This is a genomic window from Saccharopolyspora phatthalungensis (assembly GCF_014203395.1).
Taxonomy (GTDB): domain Bacteria; phylum Actinomycetota; class Actinomycetes; order Mycobacteriales; family Pseudonocardiaceae; genus Saccharopolyspora; species Saccharopolyspora phatthalungensis.
Genome location: NZ_JACHIW010000001.1, coordinates 5360328 through 5386202 on the forward strand (window position 1 = coordinate 5360328; position 25875 = coordinate 5386202).

Consider the following 25875-nt stretch of genomic DNA (forward strand, 5'->3'; position numbering starts at 1 on the left):
GATTACTGCTACACGTGTCAGCCCGGCGGACCGGTGACCCCGCCGCCCTGCCTGCGCTGCGGCTCCACGCAGAACTACTACAGCGCAGGCTTGTGCGCGCGCTGCCACCGGTTCTCCCCGCTGACCATCGACTCGTGCGACGACTGCTACGCGTGGGGCGCGACCCGCACGAACAAGTGGCTGTGCCAGGGCTGCCGCAGCTGGCGGCGTCGCCGCCCGGTCGCCGACTGTCGCACCTGCGGTCGGCACGTGGCCGTCGACCCCGTCCTCGACGTATGCCGGTTGTGCTGGCGTCAGGCCGAACTGCTGGGCACCGACGACATCGCCGCCGCTGTTGAGCACGGGCATCAGTTGTTCTTCGCCGAGCTGTTCCGCAGCCGCAGAGGAAAGGCCACTCGCCCCGGTCCACAGGGTCGCCGTCCGGGACCGACACCGCAGTTCGCCGCAACTGGAGCACCGTCGCGGAAAGTGCTGCAGTGGACCATCTTTGACGCGCTGCGGCCGAACAAAGTCACTACTCCACGGCCATGCACTCGGTGCGGCCAGCGGCCGGTCAAGTCCGCCCAGTCCGACTACTGCTATCCCTGCCAGCCCGGTGGGCCCGTGACTCCGCCGCCGTGCCGAAAGTGCGGCTCGACCACCGACTACTACACCGCCGGCCAGTGCATCCGCTGCCACCGGTTCTCGCCACTGACGGTGGACTCCTGCCCGGACTGCCACGCATGGGGTACACGGCGAACCAACAACTGGCTGTGCGAGGGCTGCCGCAGCTGGCGCCGCTACCACTCCAACGTCGCCGCCTGCCACATCTGTGACCGAACGCGGCACGTCAACGACGACGGCGTATGCCGGTTGTGCCGCAAACAGGCGCTGTGGCTGCCCAATGGCGCAGCAGAGCTTGCGGCGCACATCCGGAGTTGGGGACACCAGTTGTTCTTCGCGGACATGTTCGCCGGGCTCGGCGTGCGTGCCGCTCGCGCCGCCGCTGCCGAGCGGAACCGGCTCCTGGCTGCGCAACCGATCCCGCCCCGGCGCCCGGTCCGCCACCAGCAGCTGGTCGCCTTCACCCTTCCCCGAGACCTGCACACTGGCCGCGAGCGTGGCTTTCCTCAGCCCCGCGATCGTGGACTGGTTACCTACCTGGACGCGTGCGTCACCGACCACGCAACCCGGCATGGCTGGGAGGCAAAGGTCGCCACCCGCGCAAGGATGGGGCTGCACATCCTGCTCGGGCTGCAGGACACCCCAGGCGCGGCCATCAACGCCAGCGACGTGATCGCGCTGTCCTGTTTGGAAGTTCCCGTGCGCCCGATCCTCGACGTCCTGGCCGTCGCCGGGTTCCTCCGTGACGACCGGGTCCCCACCATCGACCTGTGGTTCGCCGCCAAGACCGCCGACCTGCCCGCCGCGATGGTGATTGACCTGCAGTTGTGGTTCGAGGTGATGCGTCACGGCCGCACCAGCCCGCCACGCAGCAAACCCCGCGCCCCGAGAACGGTCCAAGCGCAACTGCGGCGGGCGCTGCCCGCCCTGCACACGTGGGCCGCGGCCGGGCACGAGCATCTGCGGGAGATCACCCGCGACGAGGTACTCGCCGTACTGCCCGCCTCCGGAACGGCCCGGCACACCATGCTCTCGGGACTGCGGTCCATCTTCCGGCTGCTTAAAGCCCACAAGCGCGTGTTCCTCAACCCGACCGCACGCATTCCGGTCGGCAGGCTCACCGGCCGCGTCCCGCTGCCCACCCCGGTGAAGCGAATCCGCGAGGCGTTGGGCAGCGACGACCACACCCGCGCTGCCATCGCCGCGCTGGTCGCCTTCCACGCCTTGTCCCCCGGGCAGCTGCGCAACCTGCAGCTCACCGACATCTACGACGCCCGCCTGCACCTGGGCGACCGCAGCATCCCGCTCGCCCGACCGGTGCATGAGCGGCTGCGGGCTTACCTCGACTACCGCGCCGCCCGCTGGCCGGCCACGGCCAACCCACACCTGTTCATCCACTACCGCAGCGCCAACCACCTCGGCCCCGTCCAGATCGAATGGCTGGCCCACCGGCTGGGCCTTTCCACCCAAGCCCTGCGCGAGGACCGCATCCTCCACGAAGTCCACGCCACCGGCGGCGACATCCGCCGCCTCTGCGACCTGTTCGGCCTGTCCGTCGGCGGCGCCGAGCGCTACACCACAGTGCTCGACCACCCTGCCATCAACAGCACCAACAGCCAGGCGGCCAGCCGCACCGACCCCACAGGACCAGCCTGAACAGCAACAATTCCCTCGCCACCGCGAAACCTCACTGGTTTGATCGCACCCATGACCTCGATCTGGACTGGTAGCAAGGTCCGCCTGCGCGGCATCGAGCCCGAGGACTGGCAAGCCTTCCAACGCTTCGACGAGCACTCGACGGACATGCGCAACGGCGACATGATCCACCCACCCCGCTCGGCCGCCGGCTACCGCGAATGGGCAGCAACCCAGGCCGCCAAGCAGAGTGCGGGCGACGAGCTCCTGCTCGCCATCGAAACGCGTGCCGACCAGACCCTCGTCGGCACACTCTCCACAGGAAACATCGATCAGCGCGCAGGCCGCTTCAGCTACGGAATCAGCATTGGCCACGACCACCACCGGCTTGGCTACGCCACCGACGCCATCCGCCTGCTGCTGACCTACATGTTCGGCGAACGTCGTTACCACAAGTGCGAAGTCAGCATCTACGCCTTCAACGAAGCATCGATCGCGCTGCACCGAAAGATCGGCTTCCAGACCGAAGGGCGGCTGCGTGACCACGAATACTTCGCAGGACACCACCACGACCTCGTGGTAATGGGACTGACTATCGACGAATTCGCCGCAAGCCACCCCTTTGCCGACGTCCAGGAACATGCTCAGTCGGCCGGACTCCCAGACGGGGCCGCCGGTTTCTGAACCGAAGCATCCGACTAGCCTCATCCAGCACCAGCCTCACGTGAGTTCCCGCCACCGTCCACTTCAGAATTGGCGAACCCACGGGAAATGCCCACCACCCCGCGCTGTGGGTGCGCGCTGCCGCTGCCGTGCACCGGCAGCGACGAAATCCCCACCAGGCCCAGAAGTTGGGTGCGCTGAGTGCTGGTGACGGCGACGGTCACGGTGTCGCCGGACACCGACACCGTGCCGGTCGCGCCCACCCGAGCGAGGTAGCTTTGGGCCTCGGCGACGGCCTGGTCCGGCACCAGCCGCATCGTGCCGCTGGCGCGGTAGGCGTTGAGGTCGAGGGCTTGGGCGCCGGCGCGTGCGGCGGCTTCGGCGTGGCCACCTGCGCGGACTTTCGCCGCCAGGGCCAGGCCGCCGTCCAAGGTCAGCCCGGCCATGGCGACGATCGCGACCACCAGGGTTACGACGAACGCCGAGACCCGGCCCTCCTCGGTGCCCCACCACTGTCGCCGCCCTCGCAGCCACGAGCCCACCCTGCCGGTGCAGGAGGGCGGTGCGTGTCCGGTCATGAACTGCTCCCACCGCCGTTGGTCAGGATTGAACGCCAGACGTCCACGGGTTCGCTTGCGGTGGCGGACAACTCTTTCTGCCCGGGCACGGCGAGGATCAGGGCATCGCTGAAGTCGACCGCGCATGTCACGGTCACCGTGACCGCACCGCCGGCCACCATGCCGGAGGTGTCGGTGTCCACTCCCAGCGACTCGCACACCACGCCCGCGGTCGACAGGGCGCTGCTGGCGGTGGCCTGCGCGGCGGTGATGGCGGCGGGTGCGGAGCGTTCGATACTGGCCGCGCGGGCGGCCTGGTGCGCGGCGTCGTCCAGCCGCAGCCGCGCATCGACACCGCGATGGATCACGACCGCGACGAACACCAGGAGCATGACCAAAAATGGCGTGAGGAGGGTGACTTCGGCGGCCACGGAGCCGTGATCGTCCCGCCACCACGCGCCCCAGTTACCCTGTCGATCGCCGCGCCGGTCGCGGCGCGCTGGGGCGTCGTAGGCGCGTATTCGGCGGTTCCTCGACGGTGTCGGGGCTGTCATGGCCGGTTCACCTCCCGCTCGCGGCGAGATCTGTCAGAACACTCACGAGTTCCCTTGGTCTGACGAAGCCCTGGTCATCGCTTCTTGCCGGTAGCCGTGGGTTCGTACGATCGCGATGGAAAGTTGACGTTCGTTCGAGATTCCTGATAGATCGTCGATCTACGCGACGGATGGTCGTGCCTGGCGAAGTGAGGTGCTCATGTCGGTCGCGGTGGTGCGGTCGCTGGGTAGCGGGCGGCGGCTGCGGACGCCGTAGGAGTTGGAGGACTTCGAGCAAGAGTGGGTCGACCAGTACCTGCTGGCCGCCGTCGGCGCCAGCCGGTACACCACTGGGCTCACCGGCGCCCGGCAGTAGCCTGGGATCGTGACGGAGCTGGACCGGGAACTGCTGCGAACGACCTTCGGCGAAGACGCCGACCGATACGATCGTTGCCGGCCTGGCTATCCGTCCGAGCTGTTCGACGATCTCGTAAGCCTCGCCCCCATTCACTCTCGATCTCGCGCGCTGGAAATTGGCTGCGGCACCGGCCAAGCAACGCTTCCGTTGGCCCGGCTTGGATGCGCGGTTGTCGCGGTCGAACTCAGCGCTGACATGACTGACATCGCACGGCGGCATCTCTCCGGATTTCCCGCAGCACAGGTGGTGGTGTCGGCTTTCGAGGAGTGGCCGTTGCCCGCTACGAAGTTCGACGTCGTGCTCTCGGCGACGGCCTTCCACTGGATCGACCCCGACATCCGGATGAACAAGGCCGCCGACGCCCTCCACCCTGACGGCACCTTGGCACTGATCTCGACCCACCACATCGCCGGTGGCACCGAGGCATTCTTCGCCGAAGTCCAGAGCTGTTACGAGCGCTTCGACCCCAACACACCACCAGGCTTGCGCCTGCCAGCAACTGATGCTGTGCCCACCGATTCCACCGAGATCGATCAATCGAACCGCTTTGGTCCCGTCGAGTTCCGTCGCTACGAGTGGGAACAGACCTACAGCACCCAGGAATACATCGACCTGTTGCTGACCTACTCGGGACACCGCGCCCTGCACCCAGACCGCCAACAACGCCTGCTGAGCTGCATCGCGAACCTGATCGACACCAACTACGGCGGACAGATCACCAAGCGATACTTGACGCAGTTGGTCACCGCACACCGCGCAAGCTGAGGCGACGCCAACCGTCCGAGTCGAACCGGAACGCACTGATACCGTCATCCGGTTCCTCCAGCACTCGGATTCCCGCCAGAAGAGACCGCTTCAGAATTCGCGAACCCGTCAACGTTGGGTACGAACCTCTCCACGGGCCCTGCGGCTTCGGCGTGGACTGGCAAAGCGAGCAATGGGATCACCGCGGAGGCTTCACCGGTCACGCGGATCGAGGCGGCATCGGCACCACGCGTGGCCGCGATGTGGGTGTTGGTCAGCGGGCCACGGCCAAGCTGATCGAGCACCTGCTGGGCCTCCGCGCTGCCGTCGGCCGCCGTGCCGGTTTGTACCCGTGCGGCAGCCAATCCCTGCGAGGCGGCGGCTTGGGCGATGTGGGTGGCGTGCGACCACAGCGCGAACTGTACGATCGCCAGCAGCATGAGCAGTAACAAAGGGGTAGCGATCACGAGCTCGGCGCTGACCGATCCCCGATCCCCGCCCAGCACCTTGCGCAGCTGTGGCAGCCTGGCCGCGTGCCAGATGGCTGGCCGTGATCGGTAGCGGTTCTGTAGGGATTCCGTGGAGTTGTCCGCTCGGGACGGCGTCCTGTCCATCGGTTCCTGCGGAAACGGTGTGAACTTTCGGCGTGCTTGTCCGTGGCGGAGCATTGCAGTTGTCCTTTTCCTTGACCGTGGCTGCCCTCTGCCGTCCGCTGACAGGGCAGACGCTGTGCTTGCGGTCTGTGCGATATCGCCGTGTCACCAGCAGAATCGGCAACCGATGTCCGTTCGTGGAAGGACAAGTAGCCAGCGTCTCGGACACGGGAAGGACAAGTAAGGTGCTCAGAGGGCATCTTCGTTGCCTCCCTACAGGTTCGGTCGCGTCGTGAGCCGGGGGCTCATGTCACATTCCGAGGTTGATCTCGTTGGCCTTGGACACGGCCTTGGCCACCACAATCCCGACTACCACCAGAGCAGCCGCGATCAGCACCGCCGTGACGACGACCGTTTCGGTGGTGTAGCCCGCGTCGGGGTGGCGGCGCAGCTCGTCGATCCTGGCGCGCACCGTGCCGAACAGCAGGGTCAGGTAGGTCCACATCATCTTCTTGCCTCTTCTCCTGCGCAGGGCGGATCACAGTCCATTGAGGACCTGTGTCAGTGCCGGATATCCGATGAATACGAGGAACCCGAGGAACAAGGCCACCACCGGTAGGGACATGCGTTCGGTGGCTGCCTGGGCTTCGGCTTCGGCGTCGGTGATCTGGTGGGTTCGCAGTGCTGCGGCCTTTGCCGCCAACGACGCGCGGACCTTGGCGCCTTCGGTGCCGGCCAGCGAGACGGAGGCGGCGAGTTCGGATAGTTCGGTGACGTCGAGTTCGTCGCCGAGTTGCCGCAGGGTGGCCCAGGGCGTGGTGCGTGTGAGCCGCGCGGTGGACAACGCGCGGCGGATCTGTGCGAAGGCCCAGCCGCGGCCGACGGCGACGGAGTCGCCGAGTGCGCTGTCCACGCCGGCGCCGCCGGCCAGGGTGATCCACACCAGATCGAGGTAGGCCGAGAGCGCATGCCGGAATCCGGTACGCAGCTTCGCCGCTTCGGAGCGGGAGCGCAGATCGGGGAGGAGGAATCCGAGTCCGGCCAGCACGAGCCCGGCGATTACCGGTACCTCCAGCCCCAGCCAGACCCCGCCGAGGGCCAACACCAGTTGCACGGCCACGGGTAGAAGCAGCCCGATCAGCGCCACCGTGGCCTTTTCCGCCAGATGGGTGGAGATCGGACGGCCGAACACCGCCAGGTCCCGGCGAAGCCGAGCACTGGGCAACCCGAGTGCTCGCAAAGGGCTAACGAACGGGCGGCCCAGCCGCGCCGCCCAGCCTTCGGCGTCGGTCGCCAGGATAGGCGGAGGCGCCACCGGTCTGGTCGCTCGGGCCAGCACCTCACCCAATGCGGGACGGGGCGGGAACAGCCACACGCTCAGCGACCACAACCCGACACCGAGCCCCATTCCAAGCAGCAGCACGGTGATCACGGCGACACCTGCCTTCCCGAGACGTCCTCCCCTTGGCCTCCAGCAATGCCAGGCGCTGCTGCTGCCAAGAACCGCGTTGGCTCGGACACCGTGGCGATGCGGGCCAGCCAGGCGAAGCCCAACGCGAATAGCCCGCCGACGGCCAGCAGCATCAGCTGCCCGGTGGGTGAGTCGTAGGCGGCCAGGTAGGAGCGGTTGAGCAGCACGATCCCGACGGCGAACGCGCAGGTGGTGCCGACGATGACCCGCACGGAGGTGCGGGTGCGAGCGCGACCGGCCTCCACCCGCATCCGCATCGATGCCTGGTCCCGCGCTGCCTTGGCCAGTGATCCGAGGAGTTCGCCGAGCTGGCGGGCTCGTTGTTCGGAGGCCAGCACCAGCGAGGCGATCACCAAGTCCCCGGTGGGATCGGCCAGTTGGTCGGCCAGCACGCGCAGGGACGGCGCCAGGCGTTCGCCGTTTTCCAACCGTGCGGCGAGTTCGGTGATCTCAGGCCGGATCGCCGTGGGTGACAGGGGTGCGGTGGCGAGAATCGCTTGTTCCAAGCCGGCTGCGGAGGCGAGGGTGTCGCGCAGCATTTCCGTCCACGTGGCGATGGCCTCGATCCGGGCGATGCGCCGGGCGTGCTCCGGATCTCGCCCGAGCACGCGCGGCAAGGCCCAGCACGCCAACCCGGCCAACAGCGCACCGACGACCCATCCGGTCACGACCCCCGCGAGCAGGCCGACCGTCAGGACGCCGGTCACGCGCAGCAGAAGCCGTTGCTGGTTGCGGTTGCCGCGGTGCCAGCGCGCGAACCTTCGGGGCCGGTGCGCAGGCACGCCGCGCCAGCCGCTGATCACCAGCAGCAGGCCCACGCCGATCCCAAGTCCGAGCACGGCGGCCACCACCGTGGTGGTATTGATCGCCGGTGTCATCGCGGCCACCAGCCCTCGGGGGCTTCGAGCAGGTCCGGGTCGAAGCCGGCGTCGATGAGGTCGTCAAGGGTGTCGGTGCGCAGCGCCCCAGGCACCGGCAGCGCGCGGCGGTCGGGGCCGGGCCTGTAGACCTCGTTGGAGATGACCTGCGCTCCGTCGGCACCGACGACTTCGCGGACCGAGGAGACCACCCGGGTGGTGCGGTCGGTGGCTTTGGCCAGGTGCACCACGAAATGCACGGCGGAAGCGACCAACAGGTTCGTGGCTTCCACCGGAAGACGTTCGGGGCCTTGGGCGGCGTAGGAGGCCAGGCGGGTGAACGCGATCCGCGATGACGAGGCATGCAGGGTGGCCATCGATCCATCGTTGCCTTGGGACATGGCGTTGCACATCGGGATCACTTCGGGTCCGCGGATCTCGCCGACAATGACCCGGTCCGGACTCATGCGCAGGCCCCAGCGGACGAGTTCGGCCTGGGAGATCGCGCCCTCGCCTTCGACGTTGGCCTCGCGGGCCTGGAAGGCGGTGACGTCCGCGTGCAGTTCCGGGTCGATCTCCAGGCCGAGCTCGAAGGCGTCCTCGATGGTCACCAGGCGTTCCATCGGGTCCATCTCCGAGGCCAACGCTCGCAGCATGGTGGTCTTGCCGATGCCGGTACCGCCGGTGATGAGAATGTTCTTGCGTGCCCGCACCAATGCGCGCAGGAACGGCTCCAAGCCGGGGTCGATGGTGCCCTGGGCGCGCAGCTGGGCCAGGGTCACGGTGAGGTAGGCGTGCCGGCGGATCGACAGCGACGTCACCCCACCCGAGGTCAACCCCATCACCGCGAACAACCGCTCCCCGCCGGGAAGTTGCAGGTTCACCGCCGGGGAACCCCGGTCGAACCGCCGTTCTTCCGACGACGCCCGGGCAGCGAGCATCCGCACCAGATCGGTCAATTCCTCATTCGAGGCGGCGATCGGTGCGACCTGCGTGCGGCGTCCGTCGTTGTACTGGACGAAGACCCGGTCGAACCGGTTGGCGTTGATGGTCTCCACCGTCGGGTCGTCCAACAACGGTTGCAGACCCGCCATGCCGAACACTTCGTTGATGACTTCGGTGATCGCTTGTTGCTCGATGTCTTTGGTGACGAGCATGCGGTTGGCCATCAGCTCGGTTTCGCTGTGGGAGCGCACCGCCTCGTCGAGGATGGCTCGCGCCAGCTCGCGGCGTCCCTCGCGGGTCACCGCTGTGCCGGTGCGTCGCTGCTGGGCATCCGCGGCATTGGGTAGTTCGGTGGCCAGCGCGTCGCGGAGATGTTGTCGCAGCCGGGCTAGCGCCGCCGTCGCCTCGGACGACGTTTCGCTGGATGGCTGTAAGGCGGAGGCAGACGGACTGCGGTGTTGCCAGGGCGATTCCTGCCCTGGCTCGGACGGCGTGATGGGCTGTCCACCGGGCTGCGGCAGCGGGATCGGTTGCGGGGAGCCGTTGTTCGGAAAAGTCATGGCATGCCTCCAGTTCGCGATGTGTCCTCCGAGGACGGCGCGTTCGTCGGCGGTGTGCTCGGTGACCCGGCCCGGTGCCCGTTCGGCGTCGCAGGCTGGGTGGCCTCCCCGGAGACCGCACGCAGCACCGGCACGGGAGGACTCGCCGCGTCGCCGGAGGGTGCAGCGGGCCGGTGCGCCAGCACGGCCCGCGCCACGCCGCGTGCGGTGCGGCCCAACGCGGACCGCGACGGGCCGCGTCGACCGCCGGGTCGACCGCACAGCACCGCCGCACCGCGACGGTCCTCGGGAATCCGGCCCATTGCCGGCACACCCAGCTCACGGGAGACCTCAGCGGTCGAGTAGCCCTCGCCGACCAGCAACAGCCCCGGGCGAGCCGACCATCGGCTCACCGTGTTCAGGCGGGTGGCCACGTGCGCCAAGTCGTCGGCGTGCGCTCTGCTCAACACCAGCAGCACGTCCGCCGACCGCACGATCGGCAGTACCACAGATCCGGGATCGACCCGCCCGCAGTCGGCAATCACCACCGTGTCCGGTGCTCCTGCCGCGAGCTGCAGCACGCCCTCGTCGGCGCGTCCAGGGGCCAGTGCCGCTAATGCGGCTCGCGCATGGTCCGCGCCCGGCGGAGCGGCCACCACCGGCAACCCGCCCGGCAACGGCTGCGTGTGCTGCCACAGCAACCCCGCCTCGGTGCTGCGTCGTGCCGCCGCGGCCAGGCTCACCACCCCGGGCGAGGAGGCCAGCGAGAACCGGGTCGCGATGTCCCCGCCAGAAGGGTCGCACTCGATGAGCACACACCGCGCTTCGCCGGGCCAGCGCGCCGCCAGCGCGACCGAGAAAGTCGTCACCCCAGGGGATCCCTTGAGACTGCAGACGGCCACCAACATCACCGTCCACCTCCCCCGGAGAGCATCACTACGGACAGCTGCCCCGCCGGCACCGCGGCGACCTGGCGGGCGGCGGCCTCACCAAGTTGCACCGACACGACCGTGGTCTGCTCATTTGCTCGTGCGGCCACGCTGGTGACGGTGGCCGGCCACCCCGAGGAAGCGTCCTGCGCCGACGGGGGCGTGCTGGCCGAGCCCGTGGTCGAGCCGGGCACGAACACCACCGCCACCCGCGCCCCGGGTGCCAGTTCGGGCGGGAACTGGCCCGCCTTCAACGCCAGCGACGCGAGGGCTTGCCCCGGGCCGGGAACCCGCCCTGCCCCGAGAACGTCGGGGGTCAGCAGCGACCCGGCGGGCAGGCTGGTCGCCATCGTCTGACCGACCACAGTGGACGCTTGTGCAGCAGGCATCGTGGCCACACCGGGATCGGTGGCGATGCTCACCTCACGCACATCCTGGGGTGACAGGACATGACCGACCGCCACGGGGCGGGCCAGCGCCAGCACGGGGCGACGGTCACCGACGTTCAGCGACCACATCACCACCCCCGCCGCGCAGGCCAGCACCAACAGCGCCCCGAGCAGCAGGTGCGGAATGCTGCGCCGTCGGCCACCGCCCCGCAGCCGCGAACCAGTACCCGGCGTCTTCCGGTTGGTCACCCATGATCCGCTCGGCGGTGGCGTCACAGGGCGCTCGGTGTCAGGTGAGGTGGTGCTGGATGGGTTCACCGGGTGCCTCCAGACATAGGGGTCCTACGCCGCGTCGCTGGAGTTGATCAACGAGCGGACAAGACTGACTGCGTGTGTGTTGTGGGTTCGACCTCGGCTCCGAGTCCGAGGCGAATACCCGTGGTTCAGCCGCCGGTGCCCAGTGCCTGGGACTCGGCGACCCGGAACGCCGCTGTCGAGCTGGTGGTCATGTCCGGGAAGACACCGGACTGACCGGCGCCGGACCAGGTGATCGTCCAGTGCACCGTGGCGATCACCGGGAACGCCTGATTTGGCTGGCCTGCTGACGAAGTGCGGTAGATGTGGCCGCAATCCGGGGAGGCTGCTTTCGGGTCGCTGCCCGTAGAGAACGGGGTTCCCGGGCCTGTGCAGGTCACCGTCCGGCCGTCGCCCATCGACCACGACACCGACGTCGGCGTCGCGACCGCTGTCACCGAGACCCCGGGAACCGACGCGGTCGCCGACCGCTGACCCCAACTGGCCTGATTCAGCCACAACCAGGTCGGCAGGTGCACCAGCTGATCCCCCGCCGGATTGGCCTCGATCCGCGGCGACGGCAGTCGGAGCTGATTGCGAGCCTGCTCCGCCAACTCCGCCGGTGATGGCAAGGGCGCGCCGGGCTGCCCATCGGGGATCCACACCGGCGGCCGGTACAAGGCGTCCGCGAAACCCGGTTTGTCGCATCGATAGACGTACCACGCACCCGACGGCGCCGGAGCCTGCGTCAACACCGTCGGCCGAGCAGGCTTGCGCAGGAACACCGCAGGCTGAACCGTGATCGCGCCCGACTCCTGCGGCGGCCGGTAGGCGACCGTGGCCACCCCGTCGACCGGAGGCCGGTAATCACTACGAACGTACGAGCAATGGGACCCAGGGTTATCGCCGCCGACGATGGCATCGCCGCCGCCGTCCTCGCCGCCCTCAGCCGAACCATCACCGCCGGAGTGCTGGCCACTATCCTGTGGGCGGCCCGGGTTGCCGCCGCCAGGGTTGGTTCCGCCTTGGCCCGCGCCCAGGTCGCATGTGGGGTTGGGGTTTTGGCTGCAATCCACGCTGCCCCAAGGATCTGCGACGGCCGGCACGGTGCTCGCGAAGGCGAGAAGGACAACGCCTCCGGCAGTGGTGATCAATCGCCTTAACATGTCCCGACCGCCAAAACGCCGAATTCCGTCACCTTCCACGAGCCGTCCACGGCCTTTTTCACGATCGCGTTGATCTGTCGTCTGCCGCTGGGGCCGTCGTTGGCCGGTTGCCCGTTGTCGGCGCGGACTCTCGTCCAGTTCGTGGAGTCGCCGCAGTCCGAGATCACGACCTTGGTTGGCGCGCTCGCAGGGTCCGTTGAGGACACTTGAGGATTGAGAACAGGCTGTCCGCGAGACACAAGCCCGTTGTAGTGGTCGGCGTACAGCCCGCGAGAGAGCGTGGAGAGTGCGTTTCCGGTCGCGTTCTGCGCCAGCTGGGGAGACTGCCAATCCGACGTGGTGGCGGCATTGGCGAAATTTCGCCACATTCCCAGATAGGCAGCGACTGCTTGTTCTCGCGCTGCATCGGCTGGTGAGGTCGACGATGGTGGCGCTTCGATGGTTGGCGCTGGCGAGTCGAGCGTTGGCGAATCCGGGCCCGAAGAACCGCCCGAACTGCAGCCTGTCAGAGCCAGAACGAAGAACGCCGCTGTCGCTGCCCCGACTGCTTGGACGCCGACGGGCGTAGGGACTTTGCCCTTGATCACGACTTCACCCCCAGATCAGGAGAGGAGATCATTTTCGCTGGTAGGCGATCTGGGTTTCAGGTCTACACCGTTCCCCATTGCCGACTTCAAGGTGCGCATGAACGCCTCTTGAGGTGCGTATGGGCTATTTGGGCAAAGATCACCCGAATGGGCTAGTGATTGCGGGGCAAAAGACACTGGCAGGTAAGACTGGAGGGCACTCCAACGGCCGCATCATCACCGCGGGAGGTGCCGTGATCGATACCCCCTGTAGTTTTCCCGTACGGCGACAGTTAGATGCGCGACGGGGTCGCAACCGTGAATGAGTGGTGGGTGATCGCAGCGTGGAGTCTGCTCGGCGGTGCCGTTGGTGCTGTGATGAGCGGGCCAATCCGTCGACTGCTCGCAGTCCGAGTAGAGGGGCATCCGCTGGTTGCGACCACGGTCTTCGTGCCCGCGATGGCTGTCCTTTTTGGACTACTCGCCTGGCGCCTGGGCCTTCACGTCGAACTGCTCGCCTACAGCGCCTTGGCCGCCGTGTGCGTGCCGCTGGCCGCCATCGATCTCGTGGAACAGCGCATGCCGACCAAGCTGCTGTTGCCCGCTTACCCCGCGTTGGCGTTGCTGTTCGCGCTTGCGGCGGTGATCGACCACGACGCAGCGGCTATGGTGCGCTCGCTGCTGGGTATGGCCAGTCTGTTCGTCTTCTACCTGGTCATTGCGTTGGTTGCCACTGGTTCGATGGGCGCGGCCGACGTGCTGCTCGCAGGACTGCTGGGACTGGCGCTGGCCTGGCGGGGATGGACAATCCTGGCCGCAGGAGCCATCCTCGGCCTGTTCTACGGCGCCCTCGTCGGTGCAGTCCTGATCGCGCTGCGGCGAGCGTCTCGACACACCCCTATCCCATTCGGCCCGGCCCTGATCGCGGGGGCCTTCACTGCGCTGCTGATCCCGTTCGATTGATCATCTGTCGAGCTTGCATCGGCTCACCGGTGAGCGAGCCGACCCGATCAGCGGTGACGATGAGGCTGTCGTGGGATGTGGCAGGAAGGGAGAGGACATGGCAAGCAAGAGACCGTTGGACTCGGACGCGCTTCTCAGCGGCGACGAGACGGAGGCGCTCCTCGCCCTGCTCTCCGATGTCGCCCAAGGCCACGGGGATGACGAGGGTGTCCGTCAGGCAGCAAGCGCAGGGTGGGCGTTGTTGTCCAACCGCGTCGTTTCCCAGCACGGCTACGGGGCCACCCGCGAGGACAGCTACTACGAGGGGCTCCTCGAGCGCATGCAACATCGCGACCGTCCCTGGCACACCCGGAAATAGCCACTGCTAGTCACCAGGGGGAGGTCGAGGGGAGGTGGGGCACTCGACCTCCCCGCGGCCGGTGGGCAGCCGCCCCATTCGCGGGCGGTGACGACGGGTCGGCTGCGGGACGCAGTCCCCGGTGGCAGATGCCGTTTACGAGAAGGCGGCTGTGGGAGGCCGACCTGGGGCGGGATCGACCTCCCACAGCCTCGGGGCAGCCGACTCGTTCGGGGGCGGGCTGCTCGAGTCGGCTGCTGGACCTGTTGTCCGCCCCCTTCGTCCCGGCGGCCTATCCGGCGCGTGTCAGGGCGCGCTGCTGTGCTTGTGTGATGAGTTCTTGGTGTTGGTGGCTCCACAGCACGCCGGGCATGGCTGCTTGGAGGAGTTTGTGGGCGGCTGGTGTGAGTTCGTAGGAGACGGAGCGGGGCCAGACGCCGGATTCTTCGGTGCGGTGTATGAGCCCGTCGCGTTCGAGGCGTCGCAGGGTGCGATGCAGGATGCTGTCGTGGATGTGACGTTTTCGTCCTGTCCAGGCGTCGACTGCAGAAGAGGTACGGATGGTCTCAAGTAGTTCGGTGTAGCGGCGAGGGCCGGTCGACAGTGCCAGCAGCACATCTATGTTCCAGTGTCCACTTGCGACTGTTTATGCCGGGTAGTTCCGGCCCCGGTTGTCCGGTGAGTTCTGGCCCCGGCTGAGTTCGTCCGGTGGGTTTTGGCCCCACCGTGTCCGATGTGGACACGCCCACGATGGTGTGAAGGACCGGTCTTCCCCCGTTGGTACGGGCAACGATGTGCGCCTTGAATCCAAGCGGTCGTGTCGGAGGCCGGAGTTGTCGTTGTCGCGCGTTGAGTTGTTCGCACGCATACGCCGTGATCGGCGGTTGGAGCCGGACCTGTCGGTCCGGGCGTTGGCCGAGCGGTATGGGGTGCACCGCCGGACGGTGCGGGAAGCGCTGGAGTCTGCGGTGCCCAAGGAACGGAAGAAGCCGCCGCCGCGCCGCTCGGTGCTGGAGCCGGCTTATGGGTTGATCGACGAGATGCTGCGCGCGGATCTGTCGGCGCCGCGCAAGCAGAAGCACACGACCGCGCGGATCTACCAGCGGCTGATCACAGAGCATGGGTTCACCGCAGCGGGCCGGACCGTGGTCTACGAGTACGTCGCCCGGCGGCGGCCGGAGCTGGTGGCCGAGCTGCGCGAGGAACAGCGGCACCTGCAGGGCATGGTGCCCCAGCAGCATCAGCCCGGCGAGGAAGCCGAGGTCGACTTCGCCGACGTGTGGGTCCGCGTCGCGGGCACGGTGCTGAAGTGTCACCTGTTCACGCTGCGGCTCAGTTTCAGCGGTCGCGCGGTGCACCGCGTGTTCCTGTCCGAAGGGCAGGAGGCGTTCATGGAAGGCCACGTCGAGGCGTTCCGGGCGCTGGGCGGGATCCCGACCCGCCACATCCGCTACGACAACCTGCGACCCGCGGTCCAGCGGGTCTGCTTCGGCCGCTCTCGCGTCGAGTCCCAGAACTGGGTCAAATTCCGTTCACACTTCGGTTTCGATGCCTTCTACTGCATCCCGGGCAAAGACGGCGCGCACGAAAAAGGCGGCGTCGAGCAGGAAGGCGGCCGGTTCCGCCGCACGCATCTGGTCCCGGTCCCGGAGGTCGCCAGCCTGACCGAGCTGAATGAGAAGATCGCCGCGATCGACCTGGCCGAGGACGAGCGGATCCTGCACGGACAACGGGTCAGCATCGGGTTCAACTTCGCCCACGAGGCCGAGCTGCTCGCGCCGGTCCCGTTCGAGGAGTTCGACACCGGCAGCACGCTGACCCCGAAGGTCGGCCGGGATTCGCGGATCACCGTGCGGCAGTCGCAGTACTCGGTGCCGGCGCGGTTCATCGGCCGGAAAGTGCGAGTCTCGTTGCGCGCCAACGAGGTGCTGGTGTTCGACCGCACCACGATCATCGCCCGGCACGTCCGGCTCACCCGCCGCGGCGAGTCGCATGACGAGCTGGATCACTACCTGGAGATCCTGCTCGGCAAGCCCGGCGCGCTGGCGGGGTCCACCGCGCTGGCCACCGCCCGCGCCGAGGGCACCTTCACCTCGGCGCACGAGGCGTTCTGGTCGGCCGCTCGCGCCGCGCACGGCAACGGCGACGGGACCCGTGCGCTGATCGAGGTCCTGCTGCTGCACCGCCGCCTGCCCGCCGAGGCGGTGATCACCGGCATCACCACCGCGCTGGACGCCGGGTCGACCAGCCCGGAGCTGGTCGCGATCGAAGCCCGCAAGGCCGCCGCCAGCACCGCCCGCGACCAGCCGCTGCTCGACGATGCCGACCTGTCCGACCTCGGCATCGACACCACGGTGATCCCGAAGATCATCGACGACACCCCTGATCCCCGCGAGCACGCCCCACCCACGCCGGTGAGCACCGCTGCACCGGTGATCTCCCTGCGTTCGCGCCGGGAACTGCCCGCGACCTCGACCCCGCTGCCCTCGGTGGCGATCTACGACCAGCTGCTTCGCCGCACGAAAGGCACCTCCGCATGACCGCCACCCTGCCCGCGCCCACCACCTCTGCCACCGCGGCGACCGTTCCGGCCGTCGCGCCCGGCGTCGACAGCATGGACGCCCTGATCGACCAGGCCTGCCGCACGCTGCGGTTGCCCACCATCGGCTCCCGGTTCGAGGAACTCGCCGCCGCGGCATTGCGGGAACAGGCGTCCTACAAGGCGTTCCTGCTCACCCTGCTCGACGCCGAATGCGAGCACCGCGACGAACGCCGCAAGATCCGCCGCGTCCGCGAGGCGAACTTCCCCCGCTCGAAGCGGCTCGACGACTTCGACTTCGCCGCCAACCCGAACGTCGTTCCCGAGGTCATCAACACCCTCACCACCCCAGGCTGGGTCAACGCCGGGCAGCCGCTCTGCCTGATCGGCCAGTCCGGCACCGGCAAGTCGCATCTGCTGATCGGCATCGGCACCGCGATCGCCGAATCCGGGCTGAAAGTCCGCTACACCACGACAGCGAACCTGGTCAACGAGCTCGCCGAGGCCGCCGACGACCGGCAGCTGACCCGCGTGCTCAACCGCTACAGCAAGGTCGACCTGCTCTGCTTGGACGAATTCGGCTACCTCGACCTGGACAAGGCCGGCGCGAAGCTGCTGTTCCAGGTCTTCACCGACCGAGAGGAACGCAGCGCGATCGCCATCGCCTCCAACGCCCCGTTCTCCGAATGGGACCAGACCTTCACCGACAAACGGCTCTGCTCCGCGATCGTCGATCGGCTCACCTTCAACGGCAACATCATCGAGACCGGCGCCGAGTCCTACCGGCTGCGCGCCACCCAGCAACGCCCGCGCGGCTGACCCGCTGATGCCGCAACTCTGGATCGGCGACGAACCACCCGACGACCTGTCCGTCGCTGACCCGGCCGAGGGGCCGAGCCGGTCGCACCTGCTCGAGCTCCTCGGCGTCTGCGCGGACTTCCTCGGCACCGCCAGCCCCGCGGTGCACCACGAGCTGCGCGTGTTCCTCATCGCCCGCGGAGATCACGCCATCGCCGGGCTGCCCGCGTTCCTCGACCAGCTGGCCCTCACCGCCGCCGCTCAGCCAAGGCCCTAAACGAAAAAGGGCCGACTGCTCACGGATCCAGCCTTGTCGGAGGCGGAGCCATGAACACCCGGCGAGCAGAACGCTAGCTCTCCACCCCGTTCACCGGAGCGCACACCACTCGGCACCCGCGAAGTTTCACCCATCCAGGGGCGGGGCCAAAACTCGCCGGACACCGTCAGCCCCCGGCGGCCCAGCCCGCCGGACACACCCGGCACCGGAGCCTGAACAACCCGGACCAACGGGTCCAGAAAACACCGGCAAAAACATGCGACCATGTGGAAGAAGTTCCGTAGATGTTGCAGACAGGCATTGTGGTCGAGTGCTTGCACCGGGCTCTCCGGGAAGTGCTGCTGGATCAGCTGTGCCTGCGGGACGGACTGCTGAGCGATGGCGAGCCTTTCGTCGCCTGCGCGGACCTGATTTCGCCCGTTCTGCTTGGCATGCAGCAAAGCGGCGTCCGCGGCCAAGACCAACCGCCCGATGCACCCGAGTTTGTCCGGTGGTGTCGTGGTGAGGCCGATGGAGGCGGAGATGTCGGTCAGCAGCACCTGGTTTCCGGAGGTGGCGGTCACCGTGACTGCGAGATCGGCGATGTGCCGGAGGAGGCTTTCCGCAACCTGAATCGGGCGCTGGATATCGCCATGGGCGAGCATCACCAGGAACTCGTCGCCGCCGTAACGGCCGATGACGCCGTTCCCAAAGGAAACGACAGTGCGTAGCACACGGGCGACGCCAGCGAGGACCGCGTCGCCGGCGAGGTGCCCCCAGGTGTCGTTGATCGCTTTGAAGTGATCGAGGTCAACAAGGAGCAGGGCCACGTGGTCACCGGTGTTCCGCGCATTGTTCAGCAGGTGGGCGGCGTGGGTTTCCCATGCCCAGCGGTCGGGCAGACCGGTGAGCTTGTCGACCGTGGTTGGCGCAGTGGGTGGGCGAATCATCACGCAGCACCTCCTTGGGAGCGAAGTATGGAAAGCGGTCCACGGTCCGGGGAGTTGTGTCGTGCGTGAGGGCTGAGCCACGTGTGGAATCGGCGAGCAGCCTTGTGTGTGGCCTGGTGCAGCTGGCATTGCTCTGGGTCGTGGTGGCGTCGCGCGCCCTCGCTGAATACCCGTGCCCCGTCGGGTTCGTCGGGGAGCTCCAAGACCAGCGGTGATCCCAGGACGCGAGCGACGAAATGTGCCGAGCGGTGGGCGGTGGCGCACACCGCTAACCCCAAGCGGTCAGGTGGGACGGTTTCGTGCAGCGTTCGGGCTATGGGCAGCGCGGCTTGAACGTGCCGCAGGCTGGGGCGCACGGTCAGCAGCACCAGGTCGGCTTCAGTGATCAAGGGCCAGGGTGTGCCGGGCACCCACCGGCCAGCATCGATGAGCACGTCGGGTCCGTCGTCGCGGGTGAGATCTCGGGCGGCGGAGGCGATGCGGTGCCACCCGTCGTCGCCGATGGCCGCAGCCTGAGCCCGGCTCGTGACCCCGGCGAGGAGCCGGGCATGGCCGATCCCGGGAACGGGCTGCACGTGTCCGGCGAATCCTTCGGAAGGTACCGAGACGAGTTGGCGGGTAGCCCGTGCGAAGCTGACGACACCCTTATCGGGCTGGATCCAGCCGTTTGCTGACCAGGAACCGAGCCAACCCGGCACCAGATCTCCCCCAGAGGGGTCGGCGTCGACAACCAGCACCGGGCTCGGCCAGGTGCTGGCCAGTCCGGCGATCGCGGTGGTCACTCCGGGGGAGCCTTTCGCTGAAAGCATCGTGATGAGCGCCATTGTCGTCTCCGGGGTGGTGGTGTCGCGGAACGAGGAAGTCGTTGTAGTTGCCGTAGAAGTCCACAGTGGTCGGTTTGCGTGCTGAGAAATCAGTTCTATGTGGTACTGGCGAGGCGGGCCGCAGCCTGCGGCGGCCGGTGATGGTCTGCGAGAGCTGCAAAGTCGCGGCCTCGCGGAATCCTTTGCGTCCCAAAGTGTTTGTTCCTGAAGTGGCCACGAATTTGTCTCCTTTCCCGGCCCCGCCGGTGGGGCCAGTTATGAAGCGCGTTGATCGACGGTCTCGGACGTGCACTGGTCCGAGGCGCGAGACGGCGCACGATGATGAGCTGCAACATCACGGGAAGCCGCGGGCGGAGCGAGACGGAGAGGGATTGCCGATTCTGCCGCGGACTGCCTGTTTGGGATTTGTCGCTGTCCTTACTGGCCGAGGCTGTAGGGCACTCAGGTCAGTGCAGTAATTCGGTGCGGGAATGGTTCATCAGCACCTCCGTGTGAAGCTGGATCGGCTCCCCAGTGTGGCGAGGACTGGCCCTACAGCCATGTCCCAAGCGACCGGCCCTCGCCGGCCGTAACGCCAGGCGACGGCCGCACGGCCCCGCCCCGACATGCCCTCCTCGCGGAGCACGGCCAACTCCTCTGAGTGGCTGCGGCGCCCGCACGTTCGGCGCTGTTTGTGCTAACTGATGTGCGTCTCCGGCGTTACCATTGGCGCACACTAGTGAATAGTGCTCGTCCGTTTGGCCGTTGTCAACACGAGTATGCGCAGGTCATGCTGATCAAACGCACACCAGTGGCGGGGGTGGAGATGAGTGAGGACTACGACTACGAGCGGCAGGCCGCGCAGCGGCTTGCCGAGAAGATCAATAAATTGTTCGAGGCGGTGCATCCGCCGGACCGGGGCCCCTACAGCAACAACGAGGTCGAGGACCACCTCATGAAGACCAAGGACCAGGGGCCCACGATCTCGGCGAACTACCTGCGCTACCTCCGGCGCGCGGAGCGCATGAACCCCGGCGCCCAGCAGTTGCGCGCCATCGCCCGCTTCTTCGACGTGGATCCCGGTTACTTGTTGACCGAGGACGAGAAGACCCAGCAGATGCACGAGCAGCTGCACAAACTGGCGTTGCTGCGCAACGCCACGGTGCACGGGATCGCCACCAGAGCGGCCTCCCTGGATCCCGCCACCCAAAAGTGGCTATTGCAGATGGTTGACACGATGCCCTCCCGCGAGGAGGGAACTCGCGGGGACGACAACAGCGGCCGATAGCCAGTGACTGAAGAGGGCGGGCGGTATGCCACGGACGTTCGCGGAGACCTTGTCCTTCGTGCTGCGCTACCAAGCGGAGAGCGCCGAGGACGTCGCCGCTCGCTTGCGGCAACTCGGTCTGCTCGGTGCCACTGCTGAGTGGTTGGAAGGGGTTGCCGCAGGCGCGGTGTTCGCGTCCGACTTGGAGCAGCGTGCCCTGGCACAGGTCTTGCGAGTGCCGCTGGAGTACTTTGCAGACCCGCGGACCACCGCGCTCGTGGACGCGGTCCTGGTATTGACCGCGGCACTGCAACAACGAAATATGCAGCTGGTCGGGCCCTGCCGGTGCGGGTCCGTTTCCGCTCAGGACTACCTGGCCCTCTACGCCGCGTTACTGTTGGGGTCGTCTGTCAACTCATAGTGACTGGGGGGACATGACTAACTACGACGCGATGCACCAACGCTGCCGCGAGATCCTTGCGCGGCTGGATGTCCGTCCGCCTGTCCCGCTGCGGATGCTCGTCCAAGCGGTCGCCCGAGCACACGGGCGACCGATCACGTTGGTTCCGGCAGACCTTCCGGTGGACGCGCCCTTCGGCGCCACCGGCACCGACGACAGCGGCGAAGTCGTGGTTTACCAGCGCAACACCACTGCCAGCCATCAGCTGGTCATCGTGTTGCACGAGCTGGCGCACATCCTCGCCCAGCATCCCAGGAAAACGATCCAACCCTCGGTCGCTGACGTCCGTGAGGACCTGAACATGCTGCCCGAGGCGATGCTTCACCTGGTGCTCGGGACCGGCCCGGCCGGAGCCACAGCCGTCAGCGACGAACTCCAGCAAGCCAGGCCCGGCCTGCTCGATGAGCTTCGAGCCTCCGCAGAAGGCTCGAGCAGCGAAGCCCTGTCGGTTCACCCGGAGCAGGTGGCCGGTGCGTCCCTGTACGACGACATCGCCGAGTGGGAGGCCGAGACGATGGGCACGATCATGCTGTCCTGGCTGACCGACAGGTCGGTCTATCCGGTCTCGCCCACTGACGCTCGGCTGCGACTCACCCTGGGGGACATCTGATGGAACCAGGCGGAATCCTGCGGGTCGGGCTGATCGCGGCCCTGCTCGCTGCGTGGCTGCTCTACCGCTGGTACCGACGCTCGGTGACCGCGGGAACATGGGCGTTGGTACTGGTCGTCGGCGCGAACCTCGTTTCCAGCATCATCCGGCGCGGCGCCAAACCAGGCGGACCGTGGGAGAGCATCGATCCGCGGCTGATCGTGCTGTTCACCAACATCATGATCGTGGTTAGCCTCATCGGGTTGGTCCTGTTCCGCCTCTACATCGAGGGCTATACGGATCCAGCCGCCATCCGACGCCGCCTTCGGCGTCCCCTCGCCGTCGCAGCCGTGGCCACGGCAGTGTTCTGTGCGTGTACGGCGTGGGCATATGCCATCGGCGACCCGATGGAGATGTACAACACGCCCGACATCAGCGCGCCAGCCGGGATCTTCGCTTTGACGGGCCGGTTGTACATGACCTGGGTGTTCGGTGAGACCGGCATCTGGGCAATCCGCTGGCTGCGCCACACCACCCTGATCACCAAGATCGGACTGGTCCTCGTCGCCGCGGGATCGCTGATCCTCGCGCTCAGTACCGCCATCGACTCAGCCGCCGCGTTGATATCCTTGCTGGGTTTCCGCGTGCCGGACACGCACGGCTACGTCGCAGCCTCCGACACGCTCGGCGCTATCGGCCTAGTGGCGGGCATCTTGCTGCCCGTCCTGCTGGGCCGAATCCAGGCGCTCGTGGTGTGGATGCGCGCCTGGTGGCTCCACCGGCAACTAGCACCCTTGTGGCACGCCGTGCAAGCGTTGTACCCCGAGCTGGTACTCAACGTTCCAGCGCAGCGCGGCATCGGGTCCGCGGACATGCGGAGCTTCCGGGCACGCCGTCGCCTTACCGAATGCGCCGACGGACTAGCCCGCCTAGCAGGCGCGCCCCCACAGACCGGGCTAGCAACCGAACTCGCCGCCCTCAGCCGCGAGTACTACCCGGCGATAGTCGCCGACCAGCGCCCCGAGGACACCGAAACCCTCACCTCCGTGATGACTAACGACGCACGCCAGTTGGTCCGGCTGTCCCGAGCCGTGGCTCGCCAGCTCGACGTACCCACCGACCCGCAGAAAGGGAACCAAGGATGACCGACACCCTTCTTACCGCCGACCGGGTTCTGCCAGGCCCCGCTGGGCAGGCCATCGTTGACGGAGGCGTGCTCGTGCGCGACGGCGCCATCGCCGCGGTCGGGCCCACCGACGAACTTCTTCAGCACGCCGATGCCGAGGTTCGACGGTTCCCCAGCGGAACGATCCTGCCCGGACTCGTCGACGGCCACGTGCACCTGGTCCTCGACGCCGGAGCCGACCAACAAGACATCATCCGCCGATTCCGCGAACGCGACGACGAGCTGCTGCTGGAAGACATGCACACCCGCGCCGCCGCCGCCCAACGAGCCGGGATCACCACACTGCGCGACGTCGGCGACAGCCGCGGCCTGGTCGCCCGACTCCGCGACGCCGACGCCACGACCCGCCGCCTGCCGCGACTGCTGACGGCCGGTGCTCCCCTCACCATCCCCGGCGGCGACGCGAGCTTCTTCGGCGGTGCCGTCGACCGCGGTGACCTGCGAAGCGCGGTCACCGAGCGCGCCGAGGCCGGCGTCGACTTCATCAGCCTGATGGCCTCCGGAGGCCACCTCAGCCCGGACGATGCTCCTGCCCCCTACGAGTCGCAGTTCAGCCACGAGGAGATCGAGACCATCGTCGCCGCGGCCCACGACGTGGGCCTCCCGGTGACCGCCCACGCCCACGGAACGCAGGCGATCGTGGACTCCGTCTCTGCCGGCGTCGACGTGATCGAACACGCAACCTTCACCACCGGTCCCCACGAGGTCAACTATGACGAGAAGTGCGTCCGGGAGATGGCTGAGCGCGGCATCGCTGTGTGCATCACCGCCAGTCTGAACTGGCGGCGCATCGTCGCCCAGATGGGCGCTGACCGCGCTCACGCGCTGTTCTACGGCAAGCTGAGCTGGCTCTACGAGGCCGGGGTCCCGCAGGTTCCCGGAAGCCGCGCAGGGACCGCCAACTCCCAGAGCAACGACCTCGTCTCCGCACTGGAGGCATACGAGTGGGCAGGAGTACCGCGCGAGATCGTTCTCGACTACGCCACCGCCGGCGCCGCCCGCGCACTGGGACTCGCCGCCACTACCGGAACGCTCGCCCCGGACCTGGCCGCCGACATTCTCGTCGTCGAAGGCGACCCACGCGAAGATCTGGGCGCACTGCGTCGAGTGCAGGCCGTCATGCAGGACGGCCAGTGGCGGTAACGTCTGCTCCCATTGGGCGAATCGGCCCGCAGCCTCCGACTGGTCCAGCACGTATGTCGGTCTGGTTCAGTTGCGCTGTCGCCGGACTGCGACGCCAGAGAGGTGATTCCGGATCATCAGTCGCGGATGGGCTGCCCTGGGGATAGGTAGGGCGTCCAGCACCGGTACAGCATGGACAAAGAAAAGCACTGTCGGGCCGAGACTCCCAGCGAGACCACCGGTGAGACTGGATCGGTGGTGCGTCTCGCGGTGATCTGCAACAGGGAAGCGGCGCGGAGCAGTGGGATTCACAGCGAGTGGTGGGTCGCTCATGAACATGAGCGACCCACCACTCGCTGTTGGGCGTGCTAACCCAGGTCGAGCTTCCCGGATTTAATCTCTAAGATAAGCGCCTGCCAGCTGCGGACGCTGAACTCCAGCAACGGGCTGCTCTCACCCAGCTTGCTGTCGCGCACCAGCCTGTGACCAGGCACGAAGGCCGCCTCGACGCACTGCGCGTTGCCTGCGCTGTAGCTGCTCTTGAACCACCGTGCGCCCGAGTGATCGGGCACCTTGTTTCCCATCGGGATCGTCCTTCCCATGTTGCTACCCCAGCTGCTCCGCCGCTTCCGAAATGAAGTCGCGAGACTCCACCGGACCCAGCGCGGCGGCCTGCAGCCGACCCCACAAGCTAGCGTAGGAGGACACGGCGGCCTTGTCGTCGAGGTAGCGAGCGTCATCGTGCGCCTCGACGTAGACGAACTCCAACGGGGCAGTGATGCCTGGTGCCGGGATGTTCAGCATGGTGAAGCGGTAGACGATCCTTCCGGCATAGGTCTTGGCGTTGAAGGGCAGGACCTGGATTTGCACGTTGTGCAAGCGTGCAACGTCGGCGAGGTAGCGCAGTTGCTCGCGCATCACGTCGGTGTCGCCGACGAGGCGACGCAGGCAGGACTCGGACAGGATGAACGACACCTCGGGCGGATCGTCCCTGGTGAAGATTGCTTGCCGCTCCTTGCGAGCTTTGACGCTGCTTTCCACGTCGTCGTCCGGTCCGATTGGCTGCCCATCATCGTGTAGTGCGCGGATGTAGCTCTCCGTCTGGAGCAACCCTGGAATGATCTCGACTTCAGCCGACCGCATGCTCGCGGCGTCGCGTTCCAGATCCACGAACATCCGGAACCATTCGGGGTAGACGGCGCGGTGGCCAGCCCACCGGCCACGTTGGTTCTGCCCGCGCGCGAGGTTGAGCAGGATCTCGGTGTGCTCCGGCGTCGCGCCGTAGAGCTCGGTGAGCAGCTTGACGTCACCGGCCTGGATGTTGTTCTGAGCCAGTTCGATTCGACTGATCTTGCTGACCCTGCAGCCGAGGTGCTTCGCCGCCTGGTCCGTCTCCACTTCCGCTTCTTCGCGCAGGCGCTTGAGCTCGTTGGATAGGAGCAACCGGCGCACGGTTGGGGTCGTTGCCATCTGACGCTGCCTCCGAGGGTCGGGCGGATCGCCGATCAGTATCGATCATCGACCCCACACACGAGATCACCTAGTCGGGGTATTCAAATATAGGATTCCTACGTTTAGATTTTCTACCACTGCTACTGATCGAACAGGAATCCTATGTTGAGTCCAGGCTACTGCGGCTGCCAAGGCCCGATCGACCGCCTACCAGGTCCCGGTAGGCGCGATCGAGAACGCCAGCAGCCCAC

At 67.3% G+C, this 25875-nt stretch carries 28 protein-coding genes and 1 pseudogene; 13 read left to right on the top strand and 16 right to left on the bottom strand.

What is annotated here, in order from left to right:
• Nucleotides 1-33 precede the first annotated feature (33 nt).
• On the top strand, nt 34-2259 hold the full coding sequence (locus tag BJ970_RS24495; protein ID WP_184728379.1) for a site-specific integrase: 2226 nt from the start codon (nt 34-36) through the stop codon (nt 2257-2259).
• 51 nt (nt 2260-2310) lie between these two features.
• Nucleotides 2311-2922, top strand: a complete 612-nt coding sequence (locus BJ970_RS24500; RefSeq protein WP_184728380.1) for a GNAT family N-acetyltransferase — start codon at nt 2311-2313, stop codon at nt 2920-2922.
• A 20-nt stretch (nt 2923-2942) separates the two neighbouring features.
• Here the strand turns inward: BJ970_RS24500 and BJ970_RS24505 are convergent, their stop codons facing one another.
• Both BJ970_RS24505 and BJ970_RS24510 read right to left on the bottom strand, forming a co-directional pair.
• The gene (locus BJ970_RS24505; protein ID WP_312864384.1) at nt 2943-3479 is read right to left on the bottom strand and encodes a pilus assembly protein TadG-related protein; all 537 of its coding nucleotides are present in this window, start codon (nt 3477-3479) and stop codon (nt 2943-2945) included.
• Nucleotides 3476-3889, bottom strand: coding sequence for a pilus assembly protein TadE (locus BJ970_RS24510; protein WP_312864385.1), 414 nt, complete (start codon nt 3887-3889; stop codon nt 3476-3478). The genes BJ970_RS24505 and BJ970_RS24510 overlap by 4 nt, the downstream gene beginning before the upstream one ends.
• A gap of 487 nt (nt 3890-4376) precedes the next feature.
• Between BJ970_RS24510 and BJ970_RS24520 the strand changes: the two genes are divergently transcribed.
• Entirely contained in the window at nt 4377-5174 is a 798-nt protein-coding gene (locus BJ970_RS24520) for a class I SAM-dependent methyltransferase (RefSeq protein WP_184728382.1), read from the top strand.
• 44 nt (nt 5175-5218) lie between these two features.
• Here BJ970_RS24520 and BJ970_RS24525 read toward each other — a convergent pair whose 3' ends face one another.
• From BJ970_RS24525 to BJ970_RS24565, 9 genes are all read right to left on the bottom strand, one after another.
• Nucleotides 5219-5767 (bottom strand): TadE/TadG family type IV pilus assembly protein, encoded by a 549-nt coding sequence (locus tag BJ970_RS24525; protein WP_184728383.1) that lies wholly within the window; start codon nt 5765-5767, stop codon nt 5219-5221.
• Between the two features lie 289 nt (nt 5768-6056).
• Nucleotides 6057-6254: a hypothetical protein gene (locus BJ970_RS24530; protein ID WP_246471003.1), complete on the bottom strand. Its 198-nt coding sequence runs from the start codon at nt 6252-6254 to the stop codon at nt 6057-6059.
• 30 nt (nt 6255-6284) lie between these two features.
• On the bottom strand, nt 6285-7178 hold the full coding sequence (locus tag BJ970_RS24535) for a type II secretion system F family protein (RefSeq protein WP_312864386.1): 894 nt from the start codon (nt 7176-7178) through the stop codon (nt 6285-6287).
• Nucleotides 7175-8095 carry a type II secretion system F family protein gene (locus BJ970_RS24540; protein WP_184728384.1) on the bottom strand — a complete coding sequence of 307 codons (921 nt, stop codon included), beginning with the start codon at nt 8093-8095 and terminating at the stop codon, nt 7175-7177. Before BJ970_RS24540 ends, BJ970_RS24535 begins: the two co-directional genes overlap by 4 nt.
• Nucleotides 8092-9579, bottom strand: a complete 1488-nt coding sequence (locus BJ970_RS24545; protein ID WP_184728385.1) for a TadA family conjugal transfer-associated ATPase — start codon at nt 9577-9579, stop codon at nt 8092-8094. The genes BJ970_RS24540 and BJ970_RS24545 overlap by 4 nt, the downstream gene beginning before the upstream one ends.
• Complete coding sequence (locus BJ970_RS24550) at nt 9576-10427, bottom strand: CpaE/TadZ family protein (RefSeq protein ID WP_312864388.1); 852 nt, start codon at nt 10425-10427, stop codon at nt 9576-9578. Before BJ970_RS24550 ends, BJ970_RS24545 begins: the two co-directional genes overlap by 4 nt.
• A gap of 38 nt (nt 10428-10465) precedes the next feature.
• Complete coding sequence (locus tag BJ970_RS24555) at nt 10466-11125, bottom strand: SAF domain-containing protein (RefSeq protein ID WP_312864389.1); 660 nt, start codon at nt 11123-11125, stop codon at nt 10466-10468.
• A 194-nt stretch (nt 11126-11319) separates the two neighbouring features.
• Entirely contained in the window at nt 11320-12246 is a 927-nt protein-coding gene (locus BJ970_RS24560) for a hypothetical protein (RefSeq protein WP_312864390.1), read from the bottom strand.
• 83 nt (nt 12247-12329) lie between these two features.
• Nucleotides 12330-12923, bottom strand: a complete 594-nt coding sequence (locus BJ970_RS24565; protein ID WP_312864391.1) for a hypothetical protein — start codon at nt 12921-12923, stop codon at nt 12330-12332.
• Between the two features lie 357 nt (nt 12924-13280).
• On the opposite strand from BJ970_RS24565, the gene BJ970_RS24570 reads away from it, so the two are divergent.
• Nucleotides 13281-13865 (top strand): prepilin peptidase, encoded by a 585-nt coding sequence (locus BJ970_RS24570; protein ID WP_184728388.1) that lies wholly within the window; start codon nt 13281-13283, stop codon nt 13863-13865.
• A 97-nt stretch (nt 13866-13962) separates the two neighbouring features.
• Nucleotides 13963-14223: a hypothetical protein gene (locus tag BJ970_RS24575; RefSeq protein WP_184728389.1), complete on the top strand. Its 261-nt coding sequence runs from the start codon at nt 13963-13965 to the stop codon at nt 14221-14223.
• Nucleotides 14224-14494: 271 nt separating this feature from the next.
• On the opposite strand, the pseudogene BJ970_RS24580 reads toward BJ970_RS24575, so the two are convergent.
• A pseudogene (locus BJ970_RS24580) lies at nt 14495-14827 on the bottom strand (winged helix-turn-helix transcriptional regulator); the annotation flags it as partial.
• 214 nt (nt 14828-15041) lie between these two features.
• Between BJ970_RS24580 and istA the strand changes: the two are divergent.
• Genes istA through BJ970_RS24595 form a run of 3 tightly spaced genes read left to right on the top strand, consistent with a single transcriptional unit; the run spans nt 15042 to nt 17816 of the window.
• Nucleotides 15042-16742 (top strand): IS21 family transposase, encoded by a 1701-nt coding sequence (gene istA, locus BJ970_RS24585; RefSeq protein ID WP_184727213.1) that lies wholly within the window; start codon nt 15042-15044, stop codon nt 16740-16742.
• A complete protein-coding gene (gene istB, locus BJ970_RS24590; RefSeq protein ID WP_184727212.1) occupies nt 16739-17560 on the top strand; it encodes an IS21-like element helper ATPase IstB in 822 nt (273 codons plus the stop codon). The genes istA and istB overlap by 4 nt, the downstream gene beginning before the upstream one ends.
• Before the next feature lie 7 nt (nt 17561-17567).
• The gene (locus BJ970_RS24595; protein ID WP_184727211.1) at nt 17568-17816 is read left to right on the top strand and encodes a hypothetical protein; all 249 of its coding nucleotides are present in this window, start codon (nt 17568-17570) and stop codon (nt 17814-17816) included.
• Here the strand turns inward: BJ970_RS24595 and BJ970_RS24600 are convergent.
• Complete coding sequence (locus BJ970_RS24600) at nt 17813-18745, bottom strand: GGDEF domain-containing protein (protein ID WP_246471804.1); 933 nt, start codon at nt 18743-18745, stop codon at nt 17813-17815. The two genes, BJ970_RS24595 and BJ970_RS24600, sit on opposite strands and share 4 nt — an antisense overlap.
• Complete coding sequence (locus BJ970_RS24605) at nt 18745-19527, bottom strand: CpaE/TadZ family protein (RefSeq protein WP_184728392.1); 783 nt, start codon at nt 19525-19527, stop codon at nt 18745-18747. Before BJ970_RS24605 ends, BJ970_RS24600 begins: the two co-directional genes overlap by 1 nt.
• An 811-nt stretch (nt 19528-20338) precedes the next feature.
• On the opposite strand from BJ970_RS24605, the gene BJ970_RS24610 reads away from it, so the two are divergent.
• The 5 genes from BJ970_RS24610 to BJ970_RS24630 are packed head-to-tail and all read left to right on the top strand — an operon-like array spanning nt 20339 to nt 24193.
• Entirely contained in the window at nt 20339-20836 is a 498-nt protein-coding gene (locus tag BJ970_RS24610) for an XRE family transcriptional regulator (protein ID WP_184728393.1), read from the top strand.
• A gap of 25 nt (nt 20837-20861) precedes the next feature.
• Nucleotides 20862-21236 carry a hypothetical protein gene (locus BJ970_RS24615; RefSeq protein WP_184728394.1) on the top strand — a complete coding sequence of 125 codons (375 nt, stop codon included), beginning with the start codon at nt 20862-20864 and terminating at the stop codon, nt 21234-21236.
• A gap of 13 nt (nt 21237-21249) precedes the next feature.
• The gene (locus BJ970_RS24620; protein WP_184728395.1) at nt 21250-21885 is read left to right on the top strand and encodes a hypothetical protein; all 636 of its coding nucleotides are present in this window, start codon (nt 21250-21252) and stop codon (nt 21883-21885) included.
• Entirely contained in the window at nt 21885-23009 is a 1125-nt protein-coding gene (locus BJ970_RS24625; RefSeq protein WP_184728396.1) for an MAB_1171c family putative transporter, read from the top strand. The genes BJ970_RS24620 and BJ970_RS24625 overlap by 1 nt, the downstream gene beginning before the upstream one ends.
• Nucleotides 23006-24193 carry an amidohydrolase family protein gene (locus BJ970_RS24630; RefSeq protein ID WP_184728397.1) on the top strand — a complete coding sequence of 396 codons (1188 nt, stop codon included), beginning with the start codon at nt 23006-23008 and terminating at the stop codon, nt 24191-24193. The genes BJ970_RS24625 and BJ970_RS24630 overlap by 4 nt, the downstream gene beginning before the upstream one ends.
• 347 nt (nt 24194-24540) lie before the next feature.
• On the opposite strand, the gene BJ970_RS24635 is transcribed toward BJ970_RS24630, so the two are convergent.
• Entirely contained in the window at nt 24541-24756 is a 216-nt protein-coding gene (locus tag BJ970_RS24635; protein WP_184728398.1) for a DUF397 domain-containing protein, read from the bottom strand.
• 22 nt (nt 24757-24778) lie between these two features.
• On the bottom strand, nt 24779-25642 hold the full coding sequence (locus tag BJ970_RS24640) for a helix-turn-helix domain-containing protein (protein ID WP_184728399.1): 864 nt from the start codon (nt 25640-25642) through the stop codon (nt 24779-24781).
• Nucleotides 25643-25875: the final 233 nt, after the last annotated feature.